This is a genomic window from Citreicoccus inhibens (assembly GCF_019039035.1).
Lineage (GTDB): Bacteria > Myxococcota > Myxococcia > Myxococcales > Myxococcaceae > Citreicoccus > Citreicoccus inhibens.
Window position 1 is genome coordinate 17226 of the sequence record NZ_JAHNZT010000042.1, and the last position, 23150, is coordinate 40375.

22 protein-coding genes are annotated in these 23150 nt (G+C 69.9%); 5 read left to right on the top strand and 17 right to left on the bottom strand.

What is annotated here, in order from left to right; all coding sequences use genetic code 11:
• Positions 1-6: 6 nt before the first annotated feature.
• The 3 genes from KRR26_RS31750 to thiS are packed head-to-tail and all read right to left on the bottom strand — an operon-like array spanning position 7 to position 1627.
• On the bottom strand, positions 7-624 hold the full coding sequence (locus KRR26_RS31750) for a thiamine phosphate synthase (protein ID WP_217081632.1): 618 nt from the start codon (positions 622-624) through the stop codon (positions 7-9).
• On the bottom strand, positions 624-1397 hold the full coding sequence (locus tag KRR26_RS31755) for a thiazole synthase (RefSeq protein ID WP_407931748.1): 774 nt from the start codon (positions 1395-1397) through the stop codon (positions 624-626). The genes KRR26_RS31750 and KRR26_RS31755 overlap by 1 nt, the downstream gene beginning before the upstream one ends.
• 29 nt (positions 1398-1426) lie before the next feature.
• Entirely contained in the window at positions 1427-1627 is a 201-nt protein-coding gene (gene thiS, locus KRR26_RS31760; RefSeq protein ID WP_120210236.1) for a sulfur carrier protein ThiS, read from the bottom strand.
• 249 nt (positions 1628-1876) lie between these two features.
• Between thiS and KRR26_RS31765 the strand changes: the two genes are divergently transcribed.
• From KRR26_RS31765 to KRR26_RS31775, 3 genes are read left to right on the top strand one after another with little or no spacing between them, the layout of a single operon-like run.
• Positions 1877-2977 carry a serine/threonine-protein kinase gene (locus tag KRR26_RS31765; protein ID WP_217081633.1) on the top strand — a complete coding sequence of 367 codons (1101 nt, stop codon included), beginning with the start codon at positions 1877-1879 and terminating at the stop codon, positions 2975-2977.
• Between the two features lie 27 nt (positions 2978-3004).
• The gene (locus tag KRR26_RS31770; protein ID WP_120210238.1) at positions 3005-4009 is read left to right on the top strand and encodes a dipeptidase; all 1005 of its coding nucleotides are present in this window, start codon (positions 3005-3007) and stop codon (positions 4007-4009) included.
• Positions 4010-4045: 36 nt separating this feature from the next.
• Complete coding sequence (locus tag KRR26_RS31775) at positions 4046-4426, top strand: hypothetical protein (RefSeq protein ID WP_120210239.1); 381 nt, start codon at positions 4046-4048, stop codon at positions 4424-4426.
• Positions 4427-4450: 24 nt separating this feature from the next.
• Here the strand turns inward: KRR26_RS31775 and KRR26_RS31780 are convergent, their stop codons facing one another.
• The 3 genes from KRR26_RS31780 to KRR26_RS31790 form a co-directional block, all read right to left on the bottom strand.
• Positions 4451-4909 (bottom strand): TfoX/Sxy family protein, encoded by a 459-nt coding sequence (locus tag KRR26_RS31780; protein WP_217081634.1) that lies wholly within the window; start codon positions 4907-4909, stop codon positions 4451-4453.
• A 71-nt stretch (positions 4910-4980) separates the two neighbouring features.
• Positions 4981-5910, bottom strand: a complete 930-nt coding sequence (locus KRR26_RS31785; protein WP_120210241.1) for a bZIP transcription factor — start codon at positions 5908-5910, stop codon at positions 4981-4983.
• Positions 5911-5964: 54 nt separating this feature from the next.
• Positions 5965-6753 carry a hypothetical protein gene (locus KRR26_RS31790; protein ID WP_217081635.1) on the bottom strand — a complete coding sequence of 263 codons (789 nt, stop codon included), beginning with the start codon at positions 6751-6753 and terminating at the stop codon, positions 5965-5967.
• Between the two features lie 603 nt (positions 6754-7356).
• Here KRR26_RS31790 and KRR26_RS31795 point away from each other — a divergent pair.
• Positions 7357-7737 carry a muconolactone Delta-isomerase family protein gene (locus KRR26_RS31795; RefSeq protein ID WP_120210243.1) on the top strand — a complete coding sequence of 127 codons (381 nt, stop codon included), beginning with the start codon at positions 7357-7359 and terminating at the stop codon, positions 7735-7737.
• A gap of 10 nt (positions 7738-7747) precedes the next feature.
• The gene (locus tag KRR26_RS31800) at positions 7748-8470 is read left to right on the top strand and encodes a glutathione S-transferase family protein (protein ID WP_120210244.1); all 723 of its coding nucleotides are present in this window, start codon (positions 7748-7750) and stop codon (positions 8468-8470) included.
• 19 nt (positions 8471-8489) lie between these two features.
• Here KRR26_RS31800 and KRR26_RS31805 read toward each other — a convergent pair whose 3' ends face one another.
• Genes KRR26_RS31805 through KRR26_RS31855 form a run of 11 tightly spaced genes read right to left on the bottom strand, consistent with a single transcriptional unit; the run spans position 8490 to position 22734 of the window.
• A complete protein-coding gene (locus KRR26_RS31805; RefSeq protein WP_217081636.1) occupies positions 8490-9548 on the bottom strand; it encodes an ABC transporter substrate-binding protein in 1059 nt (352 codons plus the stop codon).
• 8 nt (positions 9549-9556) lie between these two features.
• The gene (locus KRR26_RS31810) at positions 9557-10324 is read right to left on the bottom strand and encodes an ABC transporter permease (RefSeq protein ID WP_217081637.1); all 768 of its coding nucleotides are present in this window, start codon (positions 10322-10324) and stop codon (positions 9557-9559) included.
• A complete protein-coding gene (locus tag KRR26_RS31815) occupies positions 10321-11115 on the bottom strand; it encodes an ABC transporter ATP-binding protein (protein ID WP_217081638.1) in 795 nt (264 codons plus the stop codon). Before KRR26_RS31815 ends, KRR26_RS31810 begins: the two co-directional genes overlap by 4 nt.
• Complete coding sequence (locus tag KRR26_RS31820) at positions 11112-11918, bottom strand: ABC transporter permease (protein WP_120210248.1); 807 nt, start codon at positions 11916-11918, stop codon at positions 11112-11114. Before KRR26_RS31820 ends, KRR26_RS31815 begins: the two co-directional genes overlap by 4 nt.
• Positions 11878-12216, bottom strand: coding sequence for a carboxymuconolactone decarboxylase family protein (locus tag KRR26_RS31825; RefSeq protein WP_236069383.1), 339 nt, complete (start codon positions 12214-12216; stop codon positions 11878-11880). The genes KRR26_RS31820 and KRR26_RS31825 overlap by 41 nt, the downstream gene beginning before the upstream one ends.
• 33 nt (positions 12217-12249) lie before the next feature.
• The gene (locus tag KRR26_RS31830; RefSeq protein ID WP_217081639.1) at positions 12250-12519 is read right to left on the bottom strand and encodes a carboxymuconolactone decarboxylase family protein; all 270 of its coding nucleotides are present in this window, start codon (positions 12517-12519) and stop codon (positions 12250-12252) included.
• A gap of 23 nt (positions 12520-12542) precedes the next feature.
• Entirely contained in the window at positions 12543-12968 is a 426-nt protein-coding gene (locus KRR26_RS31835; protein ID WP_120210251.1) for an acyl-CoA thioesterase, read from the bottom strand.
• The gene (locus KRR26_RS31840; protein WP_217081640.1) at positions 12955-18771 is read right to left on the bottom strand and encodes a type I polyketide synthase; all 5817 of its coding nucleotides are present in this window, start codon (positions 18769-18771) and stop codon (positions 12955-12957) included. Before KRR26_RS31840 ends, KRR26_RS31835 begins: the two co-directional genes overlap by 14 nt.
• On the bottom strand, positions 18768-19688 hold the full coding sequence (locus KRR26_RS31845) for an RnfABCDGE type electron transport complex subunit D (RefSeq protein WP_217081641.1): 921 nt from the start codon (positions 19686-19688) through the stop codon (positions 18768-18770). The genes KRR26_RS31840 and KRR26_RS31845 overlap by 4 nt, the downstream gene beginning before the upstream one ends.
• On the bottom strand, positions 19685-21682 hold the full coding sequence (locus KRR26_RS31850; RefSeq protein ID WP_120210254.1) for a CRTAC1 family protein: 1998 nt from the start codon (positions 21680-21682) through the stop codon (positions 19685-19687). Before KRR26_RS31850 ends, KRR26_RS31845 begins: the two co-directional genes overlap by 4 nt.
• On the bottom strand, positions 21679-22734 hold the full coding sequence (locus KRR26_RS31855; RefSeq protein ID WP_120210255.1) for a DUF1702 family protein: 1056 nt from the start codon (positions 22732-22734) through the stop codon (positions 21679-21681). The genes KRR26_RS31850 and KRR26_RS31855 overlap by 4 nt, the downstream gene beginning before the upstream one ends.
• Positions 22735-23150 lie beyond the last annotated feature (416 nt).

The following is a 23150-nucleotide window of genomic DNA, read 5'->3' on the forward strand; positions in this document are numbered from 1 at the left end:
AGCGCCTCAGGTGGAGGGTGGACATGCATCCCCCAGGGCTCGCGCCGCCAGGGTGGGGTCGGCCGCGGCGAGCACCGCGGAGATGACCGCGACGCCCGCGGCGCCACGCACGGCCCGCGCCCGCTCGGGGGTCATCCCTCCGAGCGCCAGCGCGGGGCACGGCAGCAGCCGCGCGAGCGCCGCGAAGCCCTCGGGTCCGAGGGGCGGACGCGTGTCGTTCGGCTTGGAGCCCGGCGAGAACACCGGGCTCACCAGCGCGAGGTCCGCTCCATGCGCGTGCCGGGCCTCCGCCGCGTCATGCACAGCCGCGCTCACCCACCGCTCGGGCGGAAGGGCGGGGCGCACGACGTGCGGCGCGGGGCCTGAGGCCGGCAGGTGCAGGTGCGCGCCGACCTCCAGCGCCACGTCCAATCGCCCGTTCACGAAGAGCGCGCGGCCCCGCGCGTGGCACAGCTGGGCGAGCAGCCGCGCTTCCTCCAGGAAGAGGGGCGCGGGTGCCTCGGGGTGGCGGTGCTGCACGGCGACGTCGGGCCCCGCGTCCAGCGCTCGCGCCAGCGCCGTGAGCAGCTGCTCTCGCGGCAGGCGCCAGTCGGTGATGACGAGGACGCGGGGCAGGGGCGGCACTACTCGACGAGCCCTTCGATGGGGCTGGACGCGGAGCCGTAGGCCTTGCGCGGGATGCGCCCGGCGAGGAACGCGTCGCGGCCCGCCTCCACCGCCTTCTTCATCGCCACCGCCATGCGCACCGGATCCTTCGCGCCGGCGATCGCCGTATTCATGAGCAGCGCGTCCACGCCCAGCTCCATGGCGATGGCCGCGTCGGAGGCCGTGCCCACGCCCGCGTCCACGATGACGGGCACCTTCACCGTCTCGCGAATGAGGCGGATGTTGTGCGGGTTGCGGATGCCCAGGCCACTTCCGATGGGCGCCGCCAGGGGCATCACGGCCGCACATCCCGCATCCTCCAGCTTGCGCGCGGTGATGGGGTCGTCGCTCGTGTAGGGCAGGACGGTGAAGCCCTCCTTCACCAGGATGCGGGCCGCCTTCACCGTCTCCTCGACGTCCGGGTAGAGCGTCTTCTCGTCGCCGAGCACCTCGAGCTTGACCCACTTGCTCATGCCCAGCTCCTCGGCGAGCCGGCAGGTGCGCACCGCGTCGTCCGCCGTGTAGCAGAGCGCCGTGTTGGGCAAGAGGCGCAGGCGGTTGCGATCGATCCAATTCATCAGCGACGCCTCGCCCGTGGCCTTCAGGTCCAGGCGCCGCACGGCCACGGTCACCATCTCCGTGCCGGACAGCTCATGACAGCGCTTCATGATGTCGTGACTGGGGTACTTCCCCGTCCCGAGGATGAGGCGAGAGCTGAAGGTCACACCCGCGAGGGTGAAAGGCTTGTCCACGATGCCGCTCATTGCGTCCCTCCTCCTGGCTACCCGCCACCGACGAAGGTGACAATCTCCACGCGATCTCCCTCTCGCAGGGAGTGCTCGGCGTGGCGAGCCCGGCGCACGACCTCCGCGTTCACCTCCACGGCCACCCCCGGACCGCCGATCCGCAGCGACTCCAGCAGCGACGACAGGAGCGTGCCCTCGGGGACCTCGCGCGCTTCGCCATTCACCCACACCGTCACGTCGTCACGACTCCTTGGGACGGGAATGCGCTGGCACTACAAGGGGGACTCCGCGCTGTCAACGCGCACGCCCGTGCGTCCGTCCGCCGCGCGCATTGGCCACGCGGGGGGCACCTCATGGGTGCCAGCAGGCCGGACGCTTCCTGCGCGGACATGAGCGCGCCGCGCCGCATCCGTTGGGACGGGAAGGGGATGTCTGACCCGGGTGGTAGGGATGGACGGGCCTGCTTCCAGGAGGAATCACCCGCGATGCCCATCCCGCCACCCACTCGGTCTCCCGCCCGAACCAGCATCCTGTTCTCCGTCGGGGCCACATCCTACGAACTCATCCGTCACCTGGGCGCTCGCGGGGCGGGGGAGGTGTTGCTCGCGCGGCGGCACTACGCGGAGGTGCCTGGGGGACTCGTCCTGATCAAGCGCATGCGCGACCCGGGCCACGAGCACGGACGCGAGCAGCTTCGCGAGGAGACGCGGCTGCTCATGCGCCTGAGTCACCCGGCCATTCCCCAGGTGTATCTGGCGCGCGTCCACGCGGGCGCGCTCCACCTCGTCACCGAGTACGTGGAGGGGCACTCGCTGGAGACGCTGTGCAGCTTCGCGGCGCTGCGCGGCCAACCCTTGTCGGAGGCGTTCGTCGCGTACGTGGGCGCGGAGGTGGCGGACGCGCTCCAGCATGTCCATGGCCTGGAGGACGAGGTGGGACGCCCCCTGGGGGCCGTGCACCGGGATGTCAGCCCGCGCACCCTCCGCGTGGACTCGCACGGCCGGGTGCGGGTGTCCGACTTCGCGCTGGCCTGGACACGTCTGGCGCCGCATTCGCTCGAGGCGCAGGGGCCTCGGTGCGGTGACGTGGCGTATGCGGCGCCGGAGGCCTTGGCCCACCGGCCGGTGGATGGGCGCGCGGACCTCTACTCGCTGGGCGTGGTGTTGCTGGAGCTGCTCACGGGACTCCACCTCCTGGACCTGGAGGACGTGGAGCGCGCGGCTCGGACGGCGCCGCCTTCGCTGGAGCAGGCGCCTCCGCGCGCGGCGGACCCGAGCTGGTTGCCGGCCTCGGAGATGGCCCTTCGCATGGCGTGTCTCACGGAGGCGCATGTGGTGGGCGCCACGCGCGGGCTGTCCTCGCCCATGGCCACGGTGCTGCGCCGGGTGCTGCGGCGCGAGCCGGAGGCGCGGTTCCAGTCGGGCGCGCAGCTGCGGGACGCGCTCTGCGACGTGTTGGAGGGACTCGGGAGGCCTTATGGCCACCGAGAGGCGTCGCGCGAGGTGTCGTGGCTGCGCCGGGCGTTGGGGCCCGCGGAGCGGTGGGCCGCGGAGCTGGTGGAGCAAGGCCACGGGCCTTGTGCCTGAGTGCGGGGACAGCGAAGACTGCCGCCCATGGTCGACGTGAACGAGCTTCACCGGCGCTGGTGCATCGCGGATGGACACGCGGACTCCCTCCTCTGGAATCGCGACCTCAGCGTCCGTTCCGAGGAGGGCCATGTGGACTTCCCCCGCTTGCGCGAGGCGGGGGTGAAGCTCCAGTGCTTCACGATCGTCACGCGCGGCTTCCCGTTCGTCGGAGGCTTCCCGGTGTTCGCCGCGTGGCGCGGCTGGCCCCGCGCTGCGCGCGCCAGCGAGTGGTCCCGTGCGCTGTGGCAGGTCTCCCGCTTGGAGGAGGCCGCGGCGCGCTCGGACGACACGGTGCGCATCACCACCACGGGCGCCGCCTTGGAGGACAACCTGGCGCACGGGCGGCTGTCCGCGGTGCTGGGCGTGGAGGGCGGCCATGCCATCGAGGGGCAGGTGGAGCGCCTGGCCCAGCTGCACGCGCGGGGGGTGCGCTTCATGGGCCTGACGCACCTGTCCAACAACGAGCTGGGCGGCTCCTCGTTTCCGATGATGGGCAACCGGGGCCTGACGCCGCTGGGCCACGAGGTGATGTCGGAGATGGCGCGGCTGGGGCTGAGCGTGGATGTGGCGCACGCCGCGGAGCGCACGCTGGAGGACTTGTTCGCGCACCCCACGGTGCGCTTCTTCTGCTCTCACACGGGCGTGCGCGCCGCGGGCGGGGGCTGGCGCAATCTCACCGATGCGTCCCTGCGGCGCATCGCGGAGCGCGGCGGCGTGGTGGGCATCATCTTCGCGCCTGTCTACTTGGGGGGCGACTCCGTCGACGACGTGGTCCGCCACATCGAGCACGCGGTGGATGTCATGGGCGAGCAAGGGGTCGGGCTCGGCTCGGACCATGACGGCATGGTGCCGCTGCCCCGTGGCATGCGGGACGTGACGGACCTGCACCTCATCACCGAGGCGCTGCTGCGGCGCCACCCGGAGGCGTGGGTAGAACGGGTCATGGGTGAGAACTTCCGCCGCTACTTTCGCGAAACGCTCGGCGGTTGACCGGGGGGGAGCGCTCGGAAATAGTCGCCGCCGCCCATGAAAGTCCTCCGCCTCGCGTGTGCGTCCTTCGTCGGTCTCCTGCTGCTCGCGGGCTGCGGTAGCCCGGATGCGGGAGACGGTTGCAACGGAAGCGACTACATCTGCCTGGACGTGGCGCGCGCCCTGGAGTGTCGCGGCGGTTCCTGGCGGGAGTTGCAGTGCCGCGGCACGCTGGGTTGCCGCGAGCTGAAGGACAGCGTGCGCTGCGACACCTCCGGCAACGTCGCGGGCGACAACTGCGCCAGCTCCGCCGAGGGGCACGCGATGTGCCGCTCGGACGGAAAGGCCCTGCTGGAGTGCCGCGAGGGCCTCCTCGTGCAGACGCTGGCCTGCTCGGCCTGCGCGACCGAGGACTCCCGAGTCCAGTGCACGCCCTGACGCGGGGCGTTCCCCGCGAGGGCCTCACGCCTTGCCGGGCGAGGGGGCGCGCCGAGCGCCTCCGCTGACTCGACCGCGCGTCGTCGCCTTCTTCGCCGCGGGTCGAGCCTCCTTCTTCGCCGTCTTCTTCCGCGCGGGCGTCTTGGGCGCTCCGGCGTTGGCGAGGGCGAGCGCGTGGGCCCGCCGCACCCACCGGGTAAGCTCCTCCGTTTCGTCGTGGAAGGACTCTGGGACGAGGACCCAGTGGGACATCGTCTTCGGTCCCGCCATCCACGGGTCCGAGCCCGGGCGGCCCATCAGCTCCTCGAAGGCCGTGGCCTCCGGGAACCTCAAGCCGATGCGCCCCGTCTTCCAGACCAGGGCGTAGATGGTGTCGTTCGCGAACAGCGCGTCACAGCCGAACATGCGGCGCCGCGAGACCGCCGGCAGCCGCTGCGAGGCCTCTTCGAGCAGTTCGGTCAGGTGGGGATAGGTCGCGACCATGGCGTCTCGGGAGGGTGAGGGGTGCGGGCCGGCATCTTGCGCTACCCGAGACGTCCTGGCCGCCCGCGACGTCAGCGATTGTTCGCCAGTGGTTTGATGCCCTGCTCGATCATGTGCTCGATGAGGTTGAAGGACTCGCCGCCCGTCAGCTGCATGGGCGTGTCGATGGGGTGCGACAGCGAGATGATGCGCGCGAAGGGCTCCACCTTGCCGGCCGTGCGGCTCTTGGCGTTGCGCACGTCACCCACCTCCTCGAGCGGAATGCACTCGCAGATGCTGACGGGCGTGCCCACCGGAGGGAAGGCCGTGACGCGGCCATAGGCCAGGGTGCCGTGGATGGCGCGGAAGGCCCCGAAGGGCGTCTCCACGATGGCGTAGGGGTTGAAGAAGAGCCGCGCGGGGAAGCCCTTGGCGCCCAGCGACTGCGCGATGCCGAGCGATGGCCGGAACAGGTCGGGGTACTCCCGCTTGAGCGTCTCGCCCAGGATGATGCGCATGGGGCCCCACTCGGTCTCCATGCGCGAGTCCAGGTTGAGGATCTGCATCCAGACCGTCTCCTGGCCCGGCGTGAAGTACTCCGCGGGATGGGCGATGAAGTCGGACTCGCAGATGCTGTTCGCCAACGTACAGTTGGCGGGCAGCTCCAGCATCACCTGATGGTTGGCCTGGGGCCCCTTGTAGATGAACGGCGCGCCGCGCGACACCGTCTGCGTGGCGGGGGGCATGGCCAGGGAGATGACCCGGCCGGCCATCTCTCCCTTCAGGAACTGAATCTGGATGATGAAGTGGCTGAGGAAGCCATCCACGCCCATGGCGGGGAATGGGGAGATGTGGTTGCCCATCTGCCGGATGAGCTCGTCATGGCGCTCGGTGAGCTGCTGGTTCTTGCGCGACAGGGCGTCGAGCTGTTGTTCCAGTCGCGCCACGCGCTCGTCACCCGATGCCCCGGACACCGTCGCCGCGGGGAGGTCCGAGACATTGATGGTCAGATTGATGGTCATCGTGGGTCTACTCCTGAGGTTGGATGTCTTGTGATGCGCGCCACAGGGGGGGCACTAGGGCATGCCGAAGGCGGCCCTGTCCTCGGGAGTCGGCGGCTCGCCATAGGTCTGCTGAAAGGCCGCCTCCCAATCCGTGCCAAAGAGCTTGAGCCTCACGCCCACGGGGTTGGCCACCGGGGTGAGGGTCTTGAGGTAGTCCGCCAGCGCCAGGGCGTCCACGTCCGCCATGTCTTTGTAGAACTGCCACATCATGACGTGGGCAATGGGGCGGGGCCGCCCGTACTCGTCCTCGCGCACGTCGATGCCCTGGCGGATGGCGCGCACGATGCGCTCGGTGGGGACGCGCTCCAGCGCGCCTCCGTGCCCGAGCACCGTCAGGTTGCTGCCGTATAGGACCGCGAACCCGGGATAGGGGAACGCGGCGAAGCCCTTCTCCAACTGGCGCAGCGGCAGGTCCGGCCCCAGTCGGAACGAGCCCTGGAACGGGTCCGAGGGACTCCCCCCCGCGAACTCCACCAGCGTGCCGTTCTCGTGATGGGAGTGGCACTCGCGGCAGCCCACCAGCGCGCCCATCAAGTAGGTGGCCCGCTCCCGGGTGCGACCCTGCGGGGCGCGCGCCGGGCCATCCGCCACCATGGGTTGTGGCTCGAACGGCAAGGTTCTAGGTTGGATGGGGTTGCGGATGGGGGGCAGACTCTTCAGGTAGCGCGCCAGGGAACGGGCATCCTCCAACGCCATGTGGTTGTAGAAGCTGTGCGGGGGGAAGGTGAACAGGACGCGGCCATCCTTGCGCCTGGCTGTCCTGAGCACCTCGACAATCTCATCCTCTGTCCAACTCCCCAATCCTGTTTCGACGTCTGGGGTCAGGTTGGGCGTCACGACCAGGCCATGGGTGGTGCCCGACAAACGGAGGATGAACGGGACGCCCCCCGCCAGTTGTCTTTGCGGGTCGAGATACCTGACCCAGTCTGGATCCATCCGGAACAAACGCTCACGATCCGGATCCCCTCCGCCGGGGACCGCGGGGACCGCGGGTGGCGTATGACAGGCTTCACAGACGCCAATGGTGGCAAGGTATTTCCCGCGACGGATGCTGGCGGCGTCTGGGGCCTTGTCCTTCTCCGCGGGAGGGCCGGCCCAGGCGAGGCCCCATGCGGACAGACAGAGGGCGAGGACCTGAAAGGGATATCGAACCCGCTTCGAGGGCATGGGATCACCTGGGGCGTTTTGCTTTGAATGGGATGCTAGGAATTGCGGGAGTGAGCCGTCAAGACGTGCGCCCGTCTTGTATGTGAAAACAGTCATTGTGTTGCGTGACGGACGTTGTTCGCGACCCTGGGGCGCTGGCGCGCGACGGGGGTTGGTCCCAGGCTGGCCCCCGCTCAGGACTCGTGGGGTAGGGGATGTGTCGGGTTGGGCGGGTTGAGAGTCTGCGGAGGTCTGTCCATGGTGGAGTCGCGTTCCGCAACACAAGACATGCTCTATCTCGTGACGTGGGAGTTCATCGAGTCCGCGGCGCCGGCCTCCGCTGAGAAGGCCATGCGAATGCTCCGGGATTCAGTGCTGCCGGGCCTGCGCAAGTGCGCGGAGTGGGAACAGCAAGGGCGAATCCTGGGCGGCGGCTCCGTGGTGGGCGAGAAAGCCTCGGTGGTCGTCATGCGCGCGGCGTCCAACGAGGAGTTGAGCCGGATGCTGCGCAGTCTTCCCTTCTGGGGCCTCATGCGAATGAAGGTGACGCCCCTGGAAGGGTTCGCGGAGCGGGCCGCGCAGGAGGAGAAGTCCGTGGCGCGGCTCGAGGAGTTACACAAACAAGGCTTGCTGACCTGAGGAGCGAACGATGCTCACTGTCCATGCGTCACCGGGAGCCTGGGGGCTCACCAGCATCAGTCCATTCTGTATCAAGCTGGAGGCCTACCTGAAGATGGTGGGTCTCCCCTATCGCGTCGTCCCGGCGGACCCTCGCACGGCGCCCAAGGGGAAGATTCCCTTCATCGTGGAGGGGGGCGTGCGGTTGGGGGACTCGCAATTCATCATCGAGTACCTGAAACAGAATCATGGGGATCCGCTCGACGCGAAGCTGGGGACCGCTGAGCGTGCGCTGGGACACGCGGTGCGGCGCATGCTGGAGGAGGGGACCTACTTTCATTCCCTCCACGAGCGTTGGTTGGATGACGAGGGCTGGCGTGTCTTCAATCCCGTGTTCAGGGGGCTCTTTCCTCCCTTCTTGCGTCCCTTTGGGTTCGCCATCGCGGGCTCGGTGAGACGGCAGGTGCGGCGGACCTTGTATGGGCAAGGCACCAGTCGCCACAGCCGGGAGGAGATTCAAGCCATGGCGCGCGATGACCTCGCGGCGGTGGCGACCTTGTTGGGCAATAAGCCCTTCCTGCTGGGAGACGCGCCCACGTCCTTCGACGCCACCGTGTACGCCTTCGTGGCGAGCGTGGCCGCGTTCCCGTTGGACTCGTCGCCTCGCCGCTACGTCCTCGCGCAGGACAACCTGGTGAAGTACCAGGAGCGATTCCAGCAGCGCTTCTTCCATCCCACGCGTCTGGCGGCATAGCGCTCGTCATTCCCGCTCCTCAGTTCAGCTCGTCATCCCAGGGCTCGAAGGTCCAGGCCGTGGCGTCATGGGTGGCCTCCGCGAAGCGCGTGTCTACGATGTCTTCGAAGGGCAGCTGCTGGGGGATGAGTCCGTCGCGGTGCATCAGCCGTTGCACCAGCTCGAAGTCCGCTCGCCGCGGCGACAGGGGCGTGTACATGACGCGGCCGAGCGGCTGGGTGAGGGCCCAGCGCAACAGCGCTGGGGGCTGATTGAAGTAATAGCGGCCCACGAAGTCCGCGGCGTAGAGGCGCTCGCGGGTGCCCTGGTCGAGCCACAGGCCCGAGCGCGCAATGCCATCCACCAGAACCTGGACCGCCTCCGGGTGCCGGTCGATGACGTCTTGCCGCACCACCAGCACGCAGGAGATGTAGTCCGGCCAGTATTCGCGCGCGTGGAAGAGGACGCGCCCATAGCCGCCCAGCTCCGCCTGAGAGGGATAGGGCTCGCCCATCACGTAGCCGTCGATGGCGCCCACCTCCAGCGCGGCGCCCACGTCGGGGGGCGCCATCTCCACAGCCTTCACCTCGCGCGAGGGCACACCCGCGCGCTCCAGGGCCTGGAGCAACATGAGCCGCTCGTCAGAGAACCGGCTGGGCACGGCGACGGTGCGGCCCCGCAGGTCCGCCACGGTCTTCACCGGCCCTTGCTTGCGCACCACGGCGGCGCTGCCGTAGCGATGGCCCAGATAGACAATCTTGATGGGGACGCCTTGCGCGCGGAGCGCGATGGCCATGGGCGCCACCAAGAAGCCCGCTTGGATGCGATTGGCGATCAATGCCTCTTTTATCTCCGGGAACCCCTGGAACATCTTCAGGAGATAGGAGGTCCTCCCCATCGAGCGACGGGAGATGTAGTCCGCCACGGGGCACGCGAGGTGGCACGTGACGGGGACATAGGCGACGGTCAGCTTGCGCTCATTCTCGGGCAAGCGCGCGTTGAGCACGGCGGCCCAGTCCACGTTGAGCCACAAGTGAAGGCCCGTGAGGCTTCCCAGCCACAGCACGGCCGCGAGCACCACGCGTTGGCGGAGGTCCATGGTCGTCCTCACTGCTCGGGAAAGCCCCAGCGGACGGGGCGAAGTCTCTCCAGCCGGCGCACCCCCGCGTCGATGGCCCACCCCACACAGCCAATGAGCAGCATCCCCGCCACCACGAGGTCGTAGCGCTTGCCGGCGTTGCGCGCGTCGATAATGAGGTAGCCCAGGCCCGAGTCGACCGCGAGCATCTCCGCGGCCACCACCACCAGCCACGCGATGCCCAGGGTGATCCGAAGCGCGACCAGGAGGTCCGGAATCGAGGCGGGCAACAGGACACGCAGCCACAGCGCGCCCGGGCCCAGCCCGAAGTTGCGGCCCGCGCGCAGGTGGACTTCGGGAATGGCCTGCACCGCGCTCGTGGCCGCCGTGGTGAGGGGGAAGATCGCGGCGAGGAAGATGAGGAACACCGTGGCAGGCTCCCCCACGCCCCAGAGCACGATGGCCAGGGGGCTCCAGGCCAGCGGGCTGATGGGCCGCAGCCATTGCACGACCGGGTCCATCGCGAGCGCGGCCTCGCGCCGTAGGCCCATCCAACTCCCCAGCGGCACGCCGAGCAGCACCGCGAGCCCCGTTCCCAGGGCCACGCGTCGCAGCGAGTCCAGCAGGTACGTCCCCAGGACTCCGCGGCGCAACAGCTCGCCCAGCCCGCGCACCACCGCGGCCGGTGAGGGAAAGACCTTGGTGCCGGTCTGGACGACCGCGAGGTGCCAGAGTGACACCAGCACCGCGCTGGCGAGGAGCGGCAGGCCCCAGTGCTCCAGGCGACGGCGCGTCATGCGCGCTCCTGTCGCGGCGGGGTGATGGCGCGAACGCCATGGGCCAGGCCCAGCTCCGCCATGAGCGTGTCGCGCAAGGCCAGGTAGCGCGGCGCGCTCAGGTCTCGCGGTCGGGGCAGGTCGATGTCCACCACGCGCCGGATGCGGCCAGGGCGCGCCGACATCACCGCGACGCGATCCGCGAGCTGCACGGACTCGTCGATGTCGTGGGTGACGAAGAGGACGGTCTTGCGCGCCTCGGACCAGATGCGCAGCAGCTCCGCGCGCATCTCCAGGCGGGTGATGGAGTCCAAGGCTCCAAAGGGCTCGTCCATGTAGAGCACGTCGGGATCCACCGCCAAGGCCCGGGCTACCTCCACGCGCTGCTTCATTCCTCCGGAGAGTTCGTGGGGATAGGCGTGCTCGAAGCCTGTCAGGCCCACGCGGGCCACGGCGCGTGCCACGCGTTCGCGGCGCTCCGGGCCGGGACGCCTCGCGAGGCCGAAGCCGATGTTTCCTTCCACGGTCAGCCAGGGAAAGGTGCCTCGCTCCTGGAAGACGAAGATGCGCCGTGGATCCGGTCCGGTGACGGGCTGCCCGTCCACGAGCACCTCACCCGCCGCGGGGGCGAGGAATCCACCGACGATGTTGAGCAGCGTCGACTTGCCACAGCCCGAGGGACCCAACAGGCACACGAACTCGCCGGTCTCGACCTCCAGGTTCACGTCCTCGAGGACGGACCGCTCCCCCTGAGAGGAAAGGAAGCGCGCGTGGAGTCCGCGCAGCCGCAGCTTGGGAATCGGGCGCGTCATCGCGTGCTCCCGTCCATCGCGCGCTGAAGCCAGCGCATGAATGCGTCCAGTCCCACGCCAATGCCCCCAATGAGCACCAGGGTCGCCATCACCAGGTCGTAGCGATTGCCCGCGTTGCGCGCGTCGAGGATGAGGAAGCCGAGGCCCGAATCGACCCCGAGCATCTCGGCGGCCACGACCACAAGCCACGCCACGCCCAGCGTGAGGCGCATCCCCACGAAGATGCGCGGGAGCGCGGCTGGGAGCACCACGCGCCAGAGGAGGGCCGCGGGAGTGAGTCCGAAGTTGCGGCCCGCGCGCAGGTGCACCTCGGGGACGCCGCGCACGGCGCTGGCCACCGTGGTCACCAGCGGGAAGAACGAGGCGAGGAAGAGGATGAAGATGGCCGAGACATCTCCCACGCCGAACCAGAGGATGGAGATGGGAATCCAGGCGAGCGGGGAGATGGGCCGCAGCACCTGGAGGAGCGGCGAGAGCGCCAGCTCGCCTCGGCGAAACCACCCGAGCATCAAGCCGAGTGGCAACGCCACGCCGAGCGCCGCGAGATATCCCCACGTCACGCGAAACAGCGAGGCCACCGTGTGCCGGAAGATGACCTGTCGCTGGACCAGCTCCCAGATCCCCTCGGCCACGCGGCGCGGTGAGGGAACGGGTGTCGCGCCCGCCAGCGCCACCGCGAGCGCCCAGGCGAGCACGAGGCCCACGAGCCCCACGAACCGGAGCCCGAGCGGACGCGGGCCCGCGAGGCCCCTTCCCGACACGTCATGGGTCGGAGGAATCGGGAGGGTCTTCAGGTGGCGCATAGCCGAACTCCGCCAGCCGCCGCCCGGAGGCCTGGTAGTGCGGCGTGCTCATGTCCTGGACGCCGGAGCCGTCGATCCACCGGTTGTAGAAGTTGAAGAGGGCGCAGACCGTGATGGCGTCGTAGATGGCCTCGTCCGTCCAGCCCACGGCGCGCAGCGCGTCCACGTCCGATCGACCCAGCGCGCTGGAGCGCAGGTTGAGCGTGTCGATGAAGGCGAACAGCGCCTTCTCCGCGTCCGGGATGGGCGCGGTCGACGCGTCTCGCAGGACCGCATGGACCTTGTCGGGGGATTGCAACAGTTCCGCCGCGACCGCGGCGTGAGAGCCCGTTCAGAACGCGCATTCGTTTCCTCGGGACGTGTACGCGGCGATGAGCTCGCGCATCCCCGGTGACAGCGGCGAGGGGCCGCGCATCACCTCTTGCGTGAAGCGTGACAGGGCCGCGCCTCGCGAGGGCTTGAAGGCGAACAGGTGCCAGATTTGCGGCGGAGGAAAGCCCGCCGCGCGCGCCTCGCGAATGAGCGCTCCGTAGTGGCACGACGACTCATGGGACTCGACATCGGGCAGGTGCATGCGGCGGTCGGGACTCTTGGGGGCCATCGGTGTCCTCGCGAGGGAAGCGGTCAACGAACGACGAACGCATCGAGCGCGGCGCGAAGCTCGGCGGGAAAGGGCGTGGGTTCGTTGCGCCCGCCCTGGCGCGACATGCAGGCAATCTCTTGCTCGCCCCTCGCCACCGGCTCGCGCTGGCCATGGACCAGCCGCAGGTAGTCGAAGCGCATCGTCACGCGATTGGGCGAGAGTCCTCCCAGCCGCATCAGGATGAGCAACTCATCGAAGGCCCGGACTTCATCGAGGTAGTCGCAGGCCACGCGGGTCGTCACCAAGGCGAGCCCCAGACCGAGCTGAGAGAGCGTGGAGGGCGCGTGCTCGCGCAGGAAGAACTCACGGCAACGGCCCTGCCAGCGCAGGTGGTTCACGAAGTACACGTTGCCCACCAGGTTGGTCTCCTCGAAGCCCACGGTGTGCCGGTACTCAAACGCGCGCATCGTTGCCTCCACTCAGCGCCGCGAGGACCAGCGGGCCGCTGTGTTCGCGCAAGTGGGTGCGCAGCGTGGCCACGCGCCGCGCGCCCGCGCCGAACAGAATCCATCCATCCGGCTCCGCTCCGGTGACGGCCAGCCGCGTGGCCGCGGGCAGCCCTGCTTTCTTCAGGCACTCGATGGCGGTCCACACGCGCGTGGCGGCGCTCGCCAGGTCCTCCCCATGCTCACGCGCCACCCGCTCCGCGAGGGCCGAGCGCTCCGGTCCGAGCAGCTCGCGCCACACCGGCGCGGTGCGCGCCTCCACGGGCTCCATGTCGCAGCCGACGCTGCCCGGCCCGGTCACCGCCATGGTGAGGGGGCCCGCGTGCGAGGCGGATGCGCCCACTCCGCTCGTGGGAACGGGCTTGCCATCCGGACGACGGAAGACGGCGCCAGTCGCGCCCATGACGGAGCGCAGGACGCGGTCCGTGCGGCCGGGTCGTACCTCGTCGGGCCGGGCGTCCAGGGCGACGTGCAACGTGGCCCCAGGGAGCAGCTCCCCGATACGTCGCTCCATGTACGGCGCGAGCAGGGATGCGGGCCACGCAGTGGGCTCGGGAGTCGACTCGATTCGCTTCAAGCGCAGACCTTCCCAGCGCTCCACGACGTCGCCCCGCGCGTCGCACAGCTCCACGTCGTAGGTGAAGTGCTGGCCGTCGCTCGACAGCTCGCGCGCGATGACGTGCCGAGGCTCCTCGCCCGTGGCGGCGCGGCGGATGGCGTTGACTCCCACGGGCAAGAGCTGCCCGTGTGGGATGCACGCCTGGATGGCATGCAGGGCCGCGTCTCGCGTGGAGGGCTCGCCGAGCACGAGCCGCGCGGGCAGGTAGCGCGCGAACCACGGTGCATCGGGTGTGGCGGTCAGCTCCGCCACGCACTCGGTGGCGCGCAGCCGGAGGTAGCGCGCGATCCGTTGGAAGCGCCCGGTGTGGAAGAACAGCCGGCCGTACAAGTCTCGCTCTGGATCAAGTCCCTGGTGCACTCGCTCTTCATCTCGGGGCACGGGCCAGCGCTCCGAGCACGTGGACGTGAGGCTTTGGGCTGGCCAGCGACACGTGGCGCGAAAGTGGTCGACCTGGAAGCTCGTCTCCTCGGAGCGCACCACCACCTCGACTGAATCCGTGGCGGTGGCCAGCGCGGCGATGCGCAGGGTGCGGCGCGTGCCTGAGGGCACCACCACGGGCCGCTCGAAGCGCACCTGCTCGAAGTCGGGGGCTCGCTCCTGGCCCATCAACGCCGTGGCGACCTGGGCCATCGCCTCCAGGCCGAGCACCGCGGGCCACAGCCGCTCGCCTCGGAAGACATGCTCGTCCAATGACAGGTCCGTGCCGTCGGACAGCTCGATGTCCACCACCAGCTCCACTCCGGGCTGATGCACGCGCACCTGCTCGACGAACCGCAGGAAGGGCAGGGCGCCTGAGGCCGCGGGGAGCATCGGCTGCGCGCCCATTCGTGCGGTCACCATCACCGCCACGGGCGACGTAGGCGTCGCGAGGAGCGCGCGCAGCATCGCCACGCCTTGCTCCGGAGGAATGGCCTGGATGCCTCGCTGGGCGAGTGCTTCCACGCGTCCCAGTCGCTCGCCCATGCCCAGTCCGGACCAGACGGACCACTCCACGCAGAGACACCGGCACGCGGGCCGCTGCGCACCCCAGCGCTCCACCTCTCGCGTGAGCCACGCATTGGCGAGTGCGTAGTCGGCCTGTCCCTCCATTCCCAGCCGACCGATGACCGAGCCAAACCCGATGAGCAGTCGAACGGAGTCGGAGGACACCGCCGCGAGCACATTGCGCAGGCCCTCGACCTTGGGAGCCAGGGTGGCGCGCAGCGAGGATTCATCGAGGCGCGAGAGTGGACGAGGCTCGTTCAGGCCCGCGCCATGCAGCACGGCGGTGATGGGGCCCTCGAGCGCGGCTTCCAACTCGCGCACTGCTCGGTGAGCACCTGTTGGCGCCGAGATGTCCACGGCGACGTAGCTCGCGCGAATGCCCGCCGCCTGGAGCCGATGGAGATTCGTGGCGAGCACCGCGTCCTCGTCCGGGCGAGCGCGACCGATCAATCCGAGCCGCGCCCCGCTGCTCCGCGCCAACGCCAAAGCACACTCGTACGTGATGCCCTTTCCTCCTCCCGTGACGAGCAGGATGTCGTTCTCGCCCAGTCCAGGAATGACTGTCTTGGCGAGGAACAGTGGGCGCAGGTCAGGCTCTTCGCGCACGCCCTCGCGCGTGTACCGGCATTCGCGCACGCCGGGGCTCAGGGCACGGGCTTCGGCCAACACCCACTCCAGGGCCTGCGGATGGTCCTCGGGGACATCCACCACGCCCACCGCGACATCGGGCGCTTCGAGGTGGAGCGAGCGTGCAAAGGCCGCGCACCCGCCCTCGTGCTGGATGACCAGGAAGCGCCTGGGCCCGCGGCTCTCCAGCGCGGCATGCGCGGCCCGGAGGAGCATCCGGGCATCGGTCTCGGTCGTCGCGGCGGAGACGCGCACCGCGATGCCTGGGCCTGGACAAAGCGCGTTGAGTCGCGCGCTCAGCTCCGTCGCGTGAGCCTCCGCCGCGGAGGAGAAGACAGTCCACGTCCCGACAGGCCATGCCTGCGGCCCGACGGGCGGGAGCGGGCGTGCAGTCCACGCGACGGTGAAGGCGCGTACCCAGGCATCGACTCCGTCAGGGAGGGAGGCCGCCGGACCGCGCGCGTGCGAGCCTTCTCGCCGCAAATCCTCCAGCGCCTGGGCCAGCGTGCGCACCTGCGCGCGTGCGAACTCCAACGGCGCGAGGAGCGGAGGAAGACCGAGCACCCGAGCGGCCTCGGTGGCGATTCGCGACACGCTGATGGAGTTGAGATGCAGGTCTCCGAGGAGGCGGTCGTCATCGCCGATGGCCTGCTCAGGCAGCTCGGCGCGAGCGGCCACGAGACGTCGGACGACGTCCAGCGCGGAGGCTTGGGGCTGTGGCTCGGGTGAGTGTTCTTCGCTCCTGGGCGCTGTCGGGAGAGGAGAGGCCGGTCGAGCTTCGCGCGGTGAAGCACTGTCCGGGACGGGGGCGCTCTCGCAAGGGTTCTCCAGGAACAAACGCTTGCGAGAGGGATCGAACGGTCGAGCAAAGCGGCCATCGAACAGCGCGGAGGGGACGCAGGGGGCTCCCATCGCGAACGCGGCACCGACCGCGCGCAGCAGTCCACGCAGGGAGGATCCGCCGACATCGAGCGCCACCACGGGGGTGGAGACATTGTCCGCTCCCAGGCCGGTGAGGACCTGGCCCGGTCCGACCTCCAGCCAGAGGTCCACGGCGCCCGCGGCCTCCAGCGCGGAGGTGAAGCGAACGGGCGCGGTGAGCTGTTCCACCAACAGCGCGCGGAGATCCTCGTTCGCGCCGAGCAGTCGACCGTTCACCGTGGATGCAACCGCACGCCGCGGTGGAGGGAACGCGAGGTTCGCGAGAGACGCGCGCAGCGACTCCGCGACCGGCGCCATGAGCGGCGAATGAAACGCATGCGACACCGCGAGCCGCGAGGCCGCGAGCCCCTGCTCCCGCGCACGCGTCATGGCGATGTCCACGGCTCGTGCCTCCCCCGACACCACGGTCTGCCGAGGCGAGTTGCAGGAGGCCACGCTGACGGGGAGTCCGGCGAGCAACGGCTCCACGCGCGCCCGATCCGCGGCGATTCCCGCCATGGCTCCGGAGGGCACCCCCAGCGCGGCCATGGCCTGCCCCCGAGTCCGCGCGAGCGCTCGCAGCGAGGCTTCATCCATCGCGCCCGCCCACCCCAGCGCCGTCAGCTCTCCGAGGCTGTGGCCCACCGCGACCTCGGCGACGACTCCGGCCTCCCCGAGTACGCGCAGCCCCGCCAGTGACGCCGCGACGATGGCCGGCTGAACCACCGCGGTGTCCACGGTGCCGTCGGGTCCCTCCTCGGGCACGTGGGGCTCCAGCAAGTCGCGGACGGAGGCGAAGCGCCGCCGCCAGCTTCCGCCGCCGAGATGCGCGGGTGAGCCCTGGCCGGGAAACAGGAATCCGATGCGAGGGGCTCGCGCGCCTTCGCCCAAGAACACGCCCGCTTCCACATCGCATCGGGAGGTCACACCCTCCGCCAACTCTCGAGCGAGGCGGTCGAGCCGCGTCGCGAGTTCTCCCGGCGTCGCCGCGACGAGCGCGGCGCGGAACCGCGAACCTCCCGCCCTGCGTTGCAGCTCGAAGGCCAGGTCCACCAACTCCGCGCGCGACAGGTGAGTGACCAATCCACGCAGCGCGCTGACGCGCGCCACCAGCGCATCGAGGCTGGCTTCGCCCAGCAGGAACAGCTCCGCGTCCTGTGCGGACGCGGCCAGCCGGCGTTCACGGAGCCCCAGCGGTGCGCGCCGCGTCGATGGGGGCGCCTCCAGAACGACATGTGTATTGATGCCGCCGAAGCCCATCGCGCTGACGGCCGCGCGGAGCGGACCGAAGTCAGGCCACTCCTCCACGTCATGCAGGACGCGCAGCACCGGAGACTCGCCACGCAGCAGCGCATGCGGCCGCCCTGCTCCCGGCATGGGCGGAAGAGCGCGGGCTTCGAGTGCTTGGATGGCTTTGATCAGTCCCGCGAGCCCCGCGGCGGCCTTGGTGTGCCCGATGTTCGCCTTCACCGATCCGAGCGCGGCCACGACAGACCGCGGCGCCCCTGCTTCGCGCAGTGCGGCCGAGAGGGCTTTCAGCTCGGTGGCATCGCCCACCGCGGTGCCAGTGCCGTGGCCCTCGAAGTAGCCCACCGTGTCGATGCCGAAGCCCGCGCGGTGGTAGGCGCGACGCAACGCCAGCCGCTGCCCTTCGACCTCCGGGCGCGTGAGTCCGCCGTGCCCATCCGACGACACGCCCCAGCCCCGAACCAAGGCGCGCACACGCAGCCCTCGCGCCACCGCGTCGTCATGGCGCATCAGCACCGCGAAGCCGCAGCCTTCGCCGGGCCAGAAGCCAGCGGCGCGCTCGTCGTAGACACGCATGTCCTCGGTGGCCAGGGCGCCGGCCTTGGCGAAGCCCACCAACTCGAACGGATCGAGGCTCAGGTCCACGCCGCCCGCGAGCACCACATCCAGGTCCCCGGCCACCAACGCGCCACAGGCCTGCGTCACCGCGAGCAGCGACGACGCGCACGCGCCATCCACCGTGAAGCCGCCGCCCCTCAAGTCGAAGTGATTGCAGATGCGGCCCGCGATCGTGTTGGACAGGCCTCCTGCCAGCGTCTCTTCGCCTACAGGCGAGAACGGTGACTTGAAGCGATCCTCCAACCCCGCGAGGAAGAGCGCGAGCCGCTCGGGCTCCCACTGCTCACGGCCCAGGGCGTCCTCCACCCACCGACGGACATACGGCCAGCGCAGCCGCAGTCCTTGCGCTCGGGAGAACTCGCCCGTCAGCGTGTTGCCCACGATGACACCGGTGGTCTCGCGTGGAAGCTCGCGCCCCTCATCCAGCCCCGCGTCGCGCAGTGCGTCCGCCGCTACCTCCAACGCCAGCCAATGCGTCATGTCCGCTGAGCGGAAGCTGCTACCCGCGACGCGGAAGCGCAGGCGGTCGAAGACATAGCCCTCCAACACCGCGACCTCGCGCGCGGGAGTCCGGTCGGCGGCGTGGGGATCCGCGGAGAAGTAGTCCTCCATCCGGAGGCGCGCGGCGGGCATGGGACGAAAGGCCCGCCGCTGGGCGACGACCGTTTCCCAAAGCTCCGCGGGCGAGCTCGCGTCCGGATACCGACACGCGAGCCCGACGACGGCGAGCGGAATCTCTTTCATGACCGGGGCTCACCCCCCGCCGAAGTTGCGAGGACCGTGGGCGGGGCGTCACGGCGGGGGAGCAGGGCGCGCGCATACAGCAACGCGCCGCGTGCCACACACACCACCGTCAGGGAGAAGAAGAGGTCGAAGACGATGTGCCGGCCCACCAGCAGGCAATAGGCGGCGGCCACGCTGGCGCCGAACATCACCTGGGCCACGGGCTGGCGGGGCGTCGTCCCTGGGTCCGTCACCATGTAGAAGGTGTAGAGGACGAAGGCCACGCCCGTCATGGGCATGAGCGGTGGCATGACGGCTCCCCCCATCAGCCACGCGCGGAGCAGGGCCTGCAACGCGAAGCCTCCGACCCAGCCGAGGATGAGCGGCAAGCGCTGCGTGAAGCGCGCGTTGAGGAACGTCCCCGTGCACACGATGATGGCGGGCAGCACCCAGTCCCCCACGCCGTACAGGTTCTCCGTGAACTGGTAGGGGGGGGCGATCCCCACCGAAGGGAACGCCAGCAGCGTCACGCTGATGCCGAAGTTGGAGGGATTGAGGAAGTGGCGCCACGTGCCCTCGACGGGCGCGCGAAACAAGGCCTTGGATGCGATGGCCACCGCCGAGGCGAAGGCCACGGGCGCCAGCCGCGCATTGGCATACAGCAGCATGGCCACGGCCAACCCGGTGATGTGCGCGGGGAGGAGGAAGTCGACGAAAGACCCCACTCCTCCCATGAACCGCGGAGCGCGTCCCTGTGCGCGCGCCTCCAGCCATTCGAGGAGCAGCTCCATCGCGTATGCCGTGCCCAGCGCGACCAGCGGGTGGGCCCAGGCCATCTCGAACCCCAGCACCGAGTGCCCCAGGAGATTGAGGACGGTGATGGCGACGGCGAAGCGGCGAAGGCCCGCGATGCGAAGCGAGCCGGTCCAGGTCTTCATGGCGTGACCTCCCCGCTCGCGCGCCCCAGCAGCAGGGTGTGCCAGCCAGGCGTGAGCGAAAGCTGTTGGTGTTGGAGTGTTCCGGAGGTGCTGCGCCACGACACGCGCACCGTGATGGGCGTGTCGATGGGAAGCGAACCGAGGCCAAAGTGAAGCTCCGGGCTGCGCTTGCCGGAGTGTCCGTTGCCTCCGTCGACCTGACCCACGAGGTGCCGCCCATCGGGAAGGAGCACCTCCGCGGCGGCGCCAATCACGGGAGTGGCTTTGCCTCCTTCGGGGGGAAGTCCGGGCACCACCGTCACCGTGCCGCCCGCGTCGCCTCCCACCGGGCGCAGCAGCCTCAGGCCCAAGAAGGCGCCGGGCGCGGGCGCGCGGTTGTGCACGAGGTACGAAGGCGCCCACTGATTGGCGACGGCGAGGTCGAGCGCTCCATCGCCATCGACATCCGCGGTGGCGATGCCGCGCGTGACGTCGGTCGCCTCCAGGCCCACGTCCGTCGCCAGGTCCTGATATCGCCCCGCCGCGTCGCGCACGTAGAAGGGGTTGTGCTGATGCCCGCTCAAGTCATCGCCGGCCTGGAAGCGGGGCCAGCTCTCCGGGTGCCGCAGTCGCGAGTCATTCGCCGTGGCCAGCTCCTGCAACTCGGGCCAGCGATCGACGGTGCCCGAGAGGAAGCCCGTGGCCTGGGTCGCTTCGAGGACGCCGTCGTTGTCGAAGTCCCCGAAGCGCGTGTCCCAGCCCCAGCCGCTGCGCGCCACGCCGCGCTCCTCGCTGGTGTCCACGTAGGGCGCTACACCCTCGCGCATCCGCGACAGCTCGCCCGTGCTCTCGAACAGGAAGTGGCTTTCGAACAGCGAGAACTCGGCGGAGATGTTGCTCACGAAGAGGTCCAGCAGCCCGTCGCCGTTGGTGTCCCCGAAGTCCACGCCCATGCCCTTGAACGAGTCCCGGCCGAGCACCTTGGAGTTGGGCGTCCCCAGACTCTTGCGGCCTTCGAGCAGGGCGAAGTGGAACTTGCCGGGCTGCGAGCGGTTGTGCAGCAAGCGGTCCGGCCCGAAGTCGTTGGCGATGTACAGCTCGGGCAGCCCGTCACCGTCCAGGTCCGCCGCCCCGAGCGCCAGCGTCCACCCGTGGGAGACGAGCGACTCCACCTCGGGATCATCGAGCAGCCCCGTCACCTCCGTGAACGTGACGGAGGGCGTCTCTCCGGAGGTCGCGCTCACCCAGCGCAGCCAGTGGTCACTGCCGCCGTTGAAGGCGCGCGTCATCGAGTCCTGCATCTCGTCGGGCTCGGTCGCGTGCACATCGAGGAGCTGGGCTCCGTCCGGGAAGTAGTTGCCCAGGATCAGCTCCGGGTGTCCGTCGCCGTCCATGTCCGCGAACGTCGCGGCGTTGGTGAAGAAGCGCGCGCCGCCGGGGACCAACTCCTGTCGCACGAAGCGCTCCGCGGACAGGACCGAGGGCCTGCCGGGCTCGCCCGGACGCTGAAGGAAGGCCAGCGGTGTGCGCCCCCAGTAGTAGACGACCACATCCGCCCAACCGTCCTCGTTGAGGTCGGCGGGCAAGCAGCCCATGGGCGCCATCGTCCTGCCGTTCCAGGCGAGCGGCGCCGCGTCGAGCGTGAAGGGCACATAGCGCGCGGGTGTGCCGGGCGCGGGCGCGACGATGACCTGATCCGTTCGCGTGTCGACGTAGCACACGTCGTTGGACAGCCCATCCGCGTCCAGGTCATGCAGCGCCACGGCGGCGCCGACCGCGGAGATCCAGCCCTGGATGCGTTGAAGCGAGGGATTGACCTCTCGGATGAAGCGCTCGGGCGGGCGCGGTGTCGCGACAGGCAAGGGCTCGCGCACGAAATGGAAGCGCGCGACGGCGGCGGCCCGCTCCGGTGCGTCCTGCGCGGGGAGGCGCGCGAAGCCATACAGGATGAACACGGCGGCCAGGGCCCCGAGGCGCGCCGCGTGCCGGGTCAGGAGGGTGCCGGGCGTGCTCATGCGGACCTCGCGGTGGAAGTGACGGCCCGTTGGATGTCCTGGCGCCATCGCTCGAAGCGCGGTGCGTCCTCACTGTCCTCGGGGCCACACGACGCCAGGGCGGTCTCGGCGATGCTCGCGGTCTCGCTGAGTCCGCGACCGCAGAGCACCTCGCAGGCCCAGGCGACGTGGGGCACGGGATTGCCCGCCCGCTCGCGCGCCCGCGCCGCGAAGACGACGCCCTGGCGCAAGGCGGGCAGGTGGTCGTCCGCGGCGTCTCGCAGCACGCCCAGCGCCTCGCGCTCCACGCCTCCCGCGTAGGTGCACGCCAGGCCCACGCCGGCCCATAGGTCCGCGCGCCGCGACGTGGGGAAGCTCCAGATTCGTGACACCACGCGCTCCACGTGCGCGCCCTCCACGAACCAGAGGCTGCGCCCCAATCCCTGGTCGAACGCGCGGTCCGCGTAGCCACCCAGCCCGGGGCGCGCGCGTCGCTCGATGTACTGCTGCGGATGGAAGTAGCCCTGGTGGAAGCCGTAGCCATCCACCCCCAGCCAGCCGAGCAGTGGATCCATCGCCGCGCGCGCACGGCGCACGTTGCGGCGCAGGCGCGCCCAGGCCCATCCGGCGCCGACGTTCACCATGTAGACATGAGCCTGCGCGCCGCCCTCCAGGAAGGCGCTCACGCGCGATGCGCCCCATGGCGTGAGCGTGTCCAGCAAGGCCAGCGCCATGGCCGCGCCCTCGAACGCGAAACCCCGCATGCCGAGGTCGATGTCCTGGAGTCGTGGCACGAGCCCATCCGCGCGAGGCGTCTCCAGCGCCGTGTTGTAGCCGAGGATGAACGTGCGCCCGATGTTCTCCAGGTGGGCCTGCGTGGCCCCGCCCGCGCCACGAAAGCCGCGCCGCGCGAAGGACGCCTCGGAGTCCGCGAGCCCGAAGGCGCCACGCCGTGCGGCGGCGGTGAGCCGTGGCAGCCAGGACGTTCGGATGTCACCGAGGGGCGCGGGCCCGGAGGGGGGCGTGTCTGGAGAAGATTCCTTCACATCGTCGCGAAGCGGCGTTGCGGGCATGGGGGACCCCGGGCCTGCGTGAAGACAAGGCTGTGAGGACTTGCGGCCGGCCGGAAGGGAGCCGTGCCGCGAGGGCAATCGCTTGCTTTGGAATGGAAGGCTTATACATCGCCCGTTCTCTGTCTCGTCAAGGCGCGCGGCCCGGTGTCATGGATTGCGTTTGAGAGGGAGAAAGGGGCGAGTGTTTGGGTTTTGACAGGCTCTGCTACCTGCGGGCAGGGTGGTCTGGATGGCATTGGGCCGTGCTCGAAAGTGGCTGGTTTTGTTGGGCCTCCCGGTGGCTCCTTCCGAGGGAAACGCAGACATCGCCCTCCTCGCCGGGTCGACAATATTGTTATCGCCGTGCTACCTCGGGGGGCGGGCCGTGCAATGGCAGACGGGGGATTCGGCCCTCCGCGTCGTGGCACCCCAACGGA

Bases quoted from the DNA above. Each gene is read 5' to 3' on its own strand.
- KRR26_RS31810 (WP_217081637.1), bottom strand. From the start codon at position 10,324: ATGACGCGCCGTCGCCTGGAGCACTGGGGCCTGCCGCTCCTCGCCAGC.
- KRR26_RS31820 (WP_120210248.1), bottom strand. From the start codon at position 11,918: ATGCGCCACCTGAAGACCCTCCCGATTCCTCCGACCCATGACGTGTCG.
- KRR26_RS31830 (WP_217081639.1), bottom strand. From the start codon at position 12,519: ATGGCCCCCAAGAGTCCCGACCGCCGCATGCACCTGCCCGATGTCGAG.
- KRR26_RS31845 (WP_217081641.1), bottom strand. From the start codon at position 19,688: ATGAAGACCTGGACCGGCTCGCTTCGCATCGCGGGCCTTCGCCGCTTC.
- KRR26_RS31770 (WP_120210238.1), top strand. From the start codon at position 3,005: ATGGTCGACGTGAACGAGCTTCACCGGCGCTGGTGCATCGCGGATGGA.
- KRR26_RS31795 (WP_120210243.1), top strand. From the start codon at position 7,357: ATGGTGGAGTCGCGTTCCGCAACACAAGACATGCTCTATCTCGTGACG.
- KRR26_RS31765 (WP_217081633.1), top strand. From the start codon at position 1,877: ATGCCCATCCCGCCACCCACTCGGTCTCCCGCCCGAACCAGCATCCTG.
- KRR26_RS31780 (WP_217081634.1), bottom strand. From the start codon at position 4,909: ATGGTCGCGACCTATCCCCACCTGACCGAACTGCTCGAAGAGGCCTCG.
- KRR26_RS31785 (WP_120210241.1), bottom strand. From the start codon at position 5,910: ATGACCATCAATCTGACCATCAATGTCTCGGACCTCCCCGCGGCGACG.
- KRR26_RS31850 (WP_120210254.1), bottom strand. From the start codon at position 21,682: ATGAGCACGCCCGGCACCCTCCTGACCCGGCACGCGGCGCGCCTCGGG.
- KRR26_RS31815 (WP_217081638.1), bottom strand. From the start codon at position 11,115: ATGACGCGCCCGATTCCCAAGCTGCGGCTGCGCGGACTCCACGCGCGC.
- KRR26_RS31805 (WP_217081636.1), bottom strand. From the start codon at position 9,548: ATGGACCTCCGCCAACGCGTGGTGCTCGCGGCCGTGCTGTGGCTGGGA.
- KRR26_RS31855 (WP_120210255.1), bottom strand. From the start codon at position 22,734: ATGCCCGCAACGCCGCTTCGCGACGATGTGAAGGAATCTTCTCCAGAC.
- KRR26_RS31800 (WP_120210244.1), top strand. From the start codon at position 7,748: ATGCTCACTGTCCATGCGTCACCGGGAGCCTGGGGGCTCACCAGCATC.
- KRR26_RS31840 (WP_217081640.1), bottom strand. From the start codon at position 18,771: ATGAAAGAGATTCCGCTCGCCGTCGTCGGGCTCGCGTGTCGGTATCCG.
- KRR26_RS31835 (WP_120210251.1), bottom strand. From the start codon at position 12,968: ATGCGCGCGTTTGAGTACCGGCACACCGTGGGCTTCGAGGAGACCAAC.
- KRR26_RS31775 (WP_120210239.1), top strand. From the start codon at position 4,046: ATGAAAGTCCTCCGCCTCGCGTGTGCGTCCTTCGTCGGTCTCCTGCTG.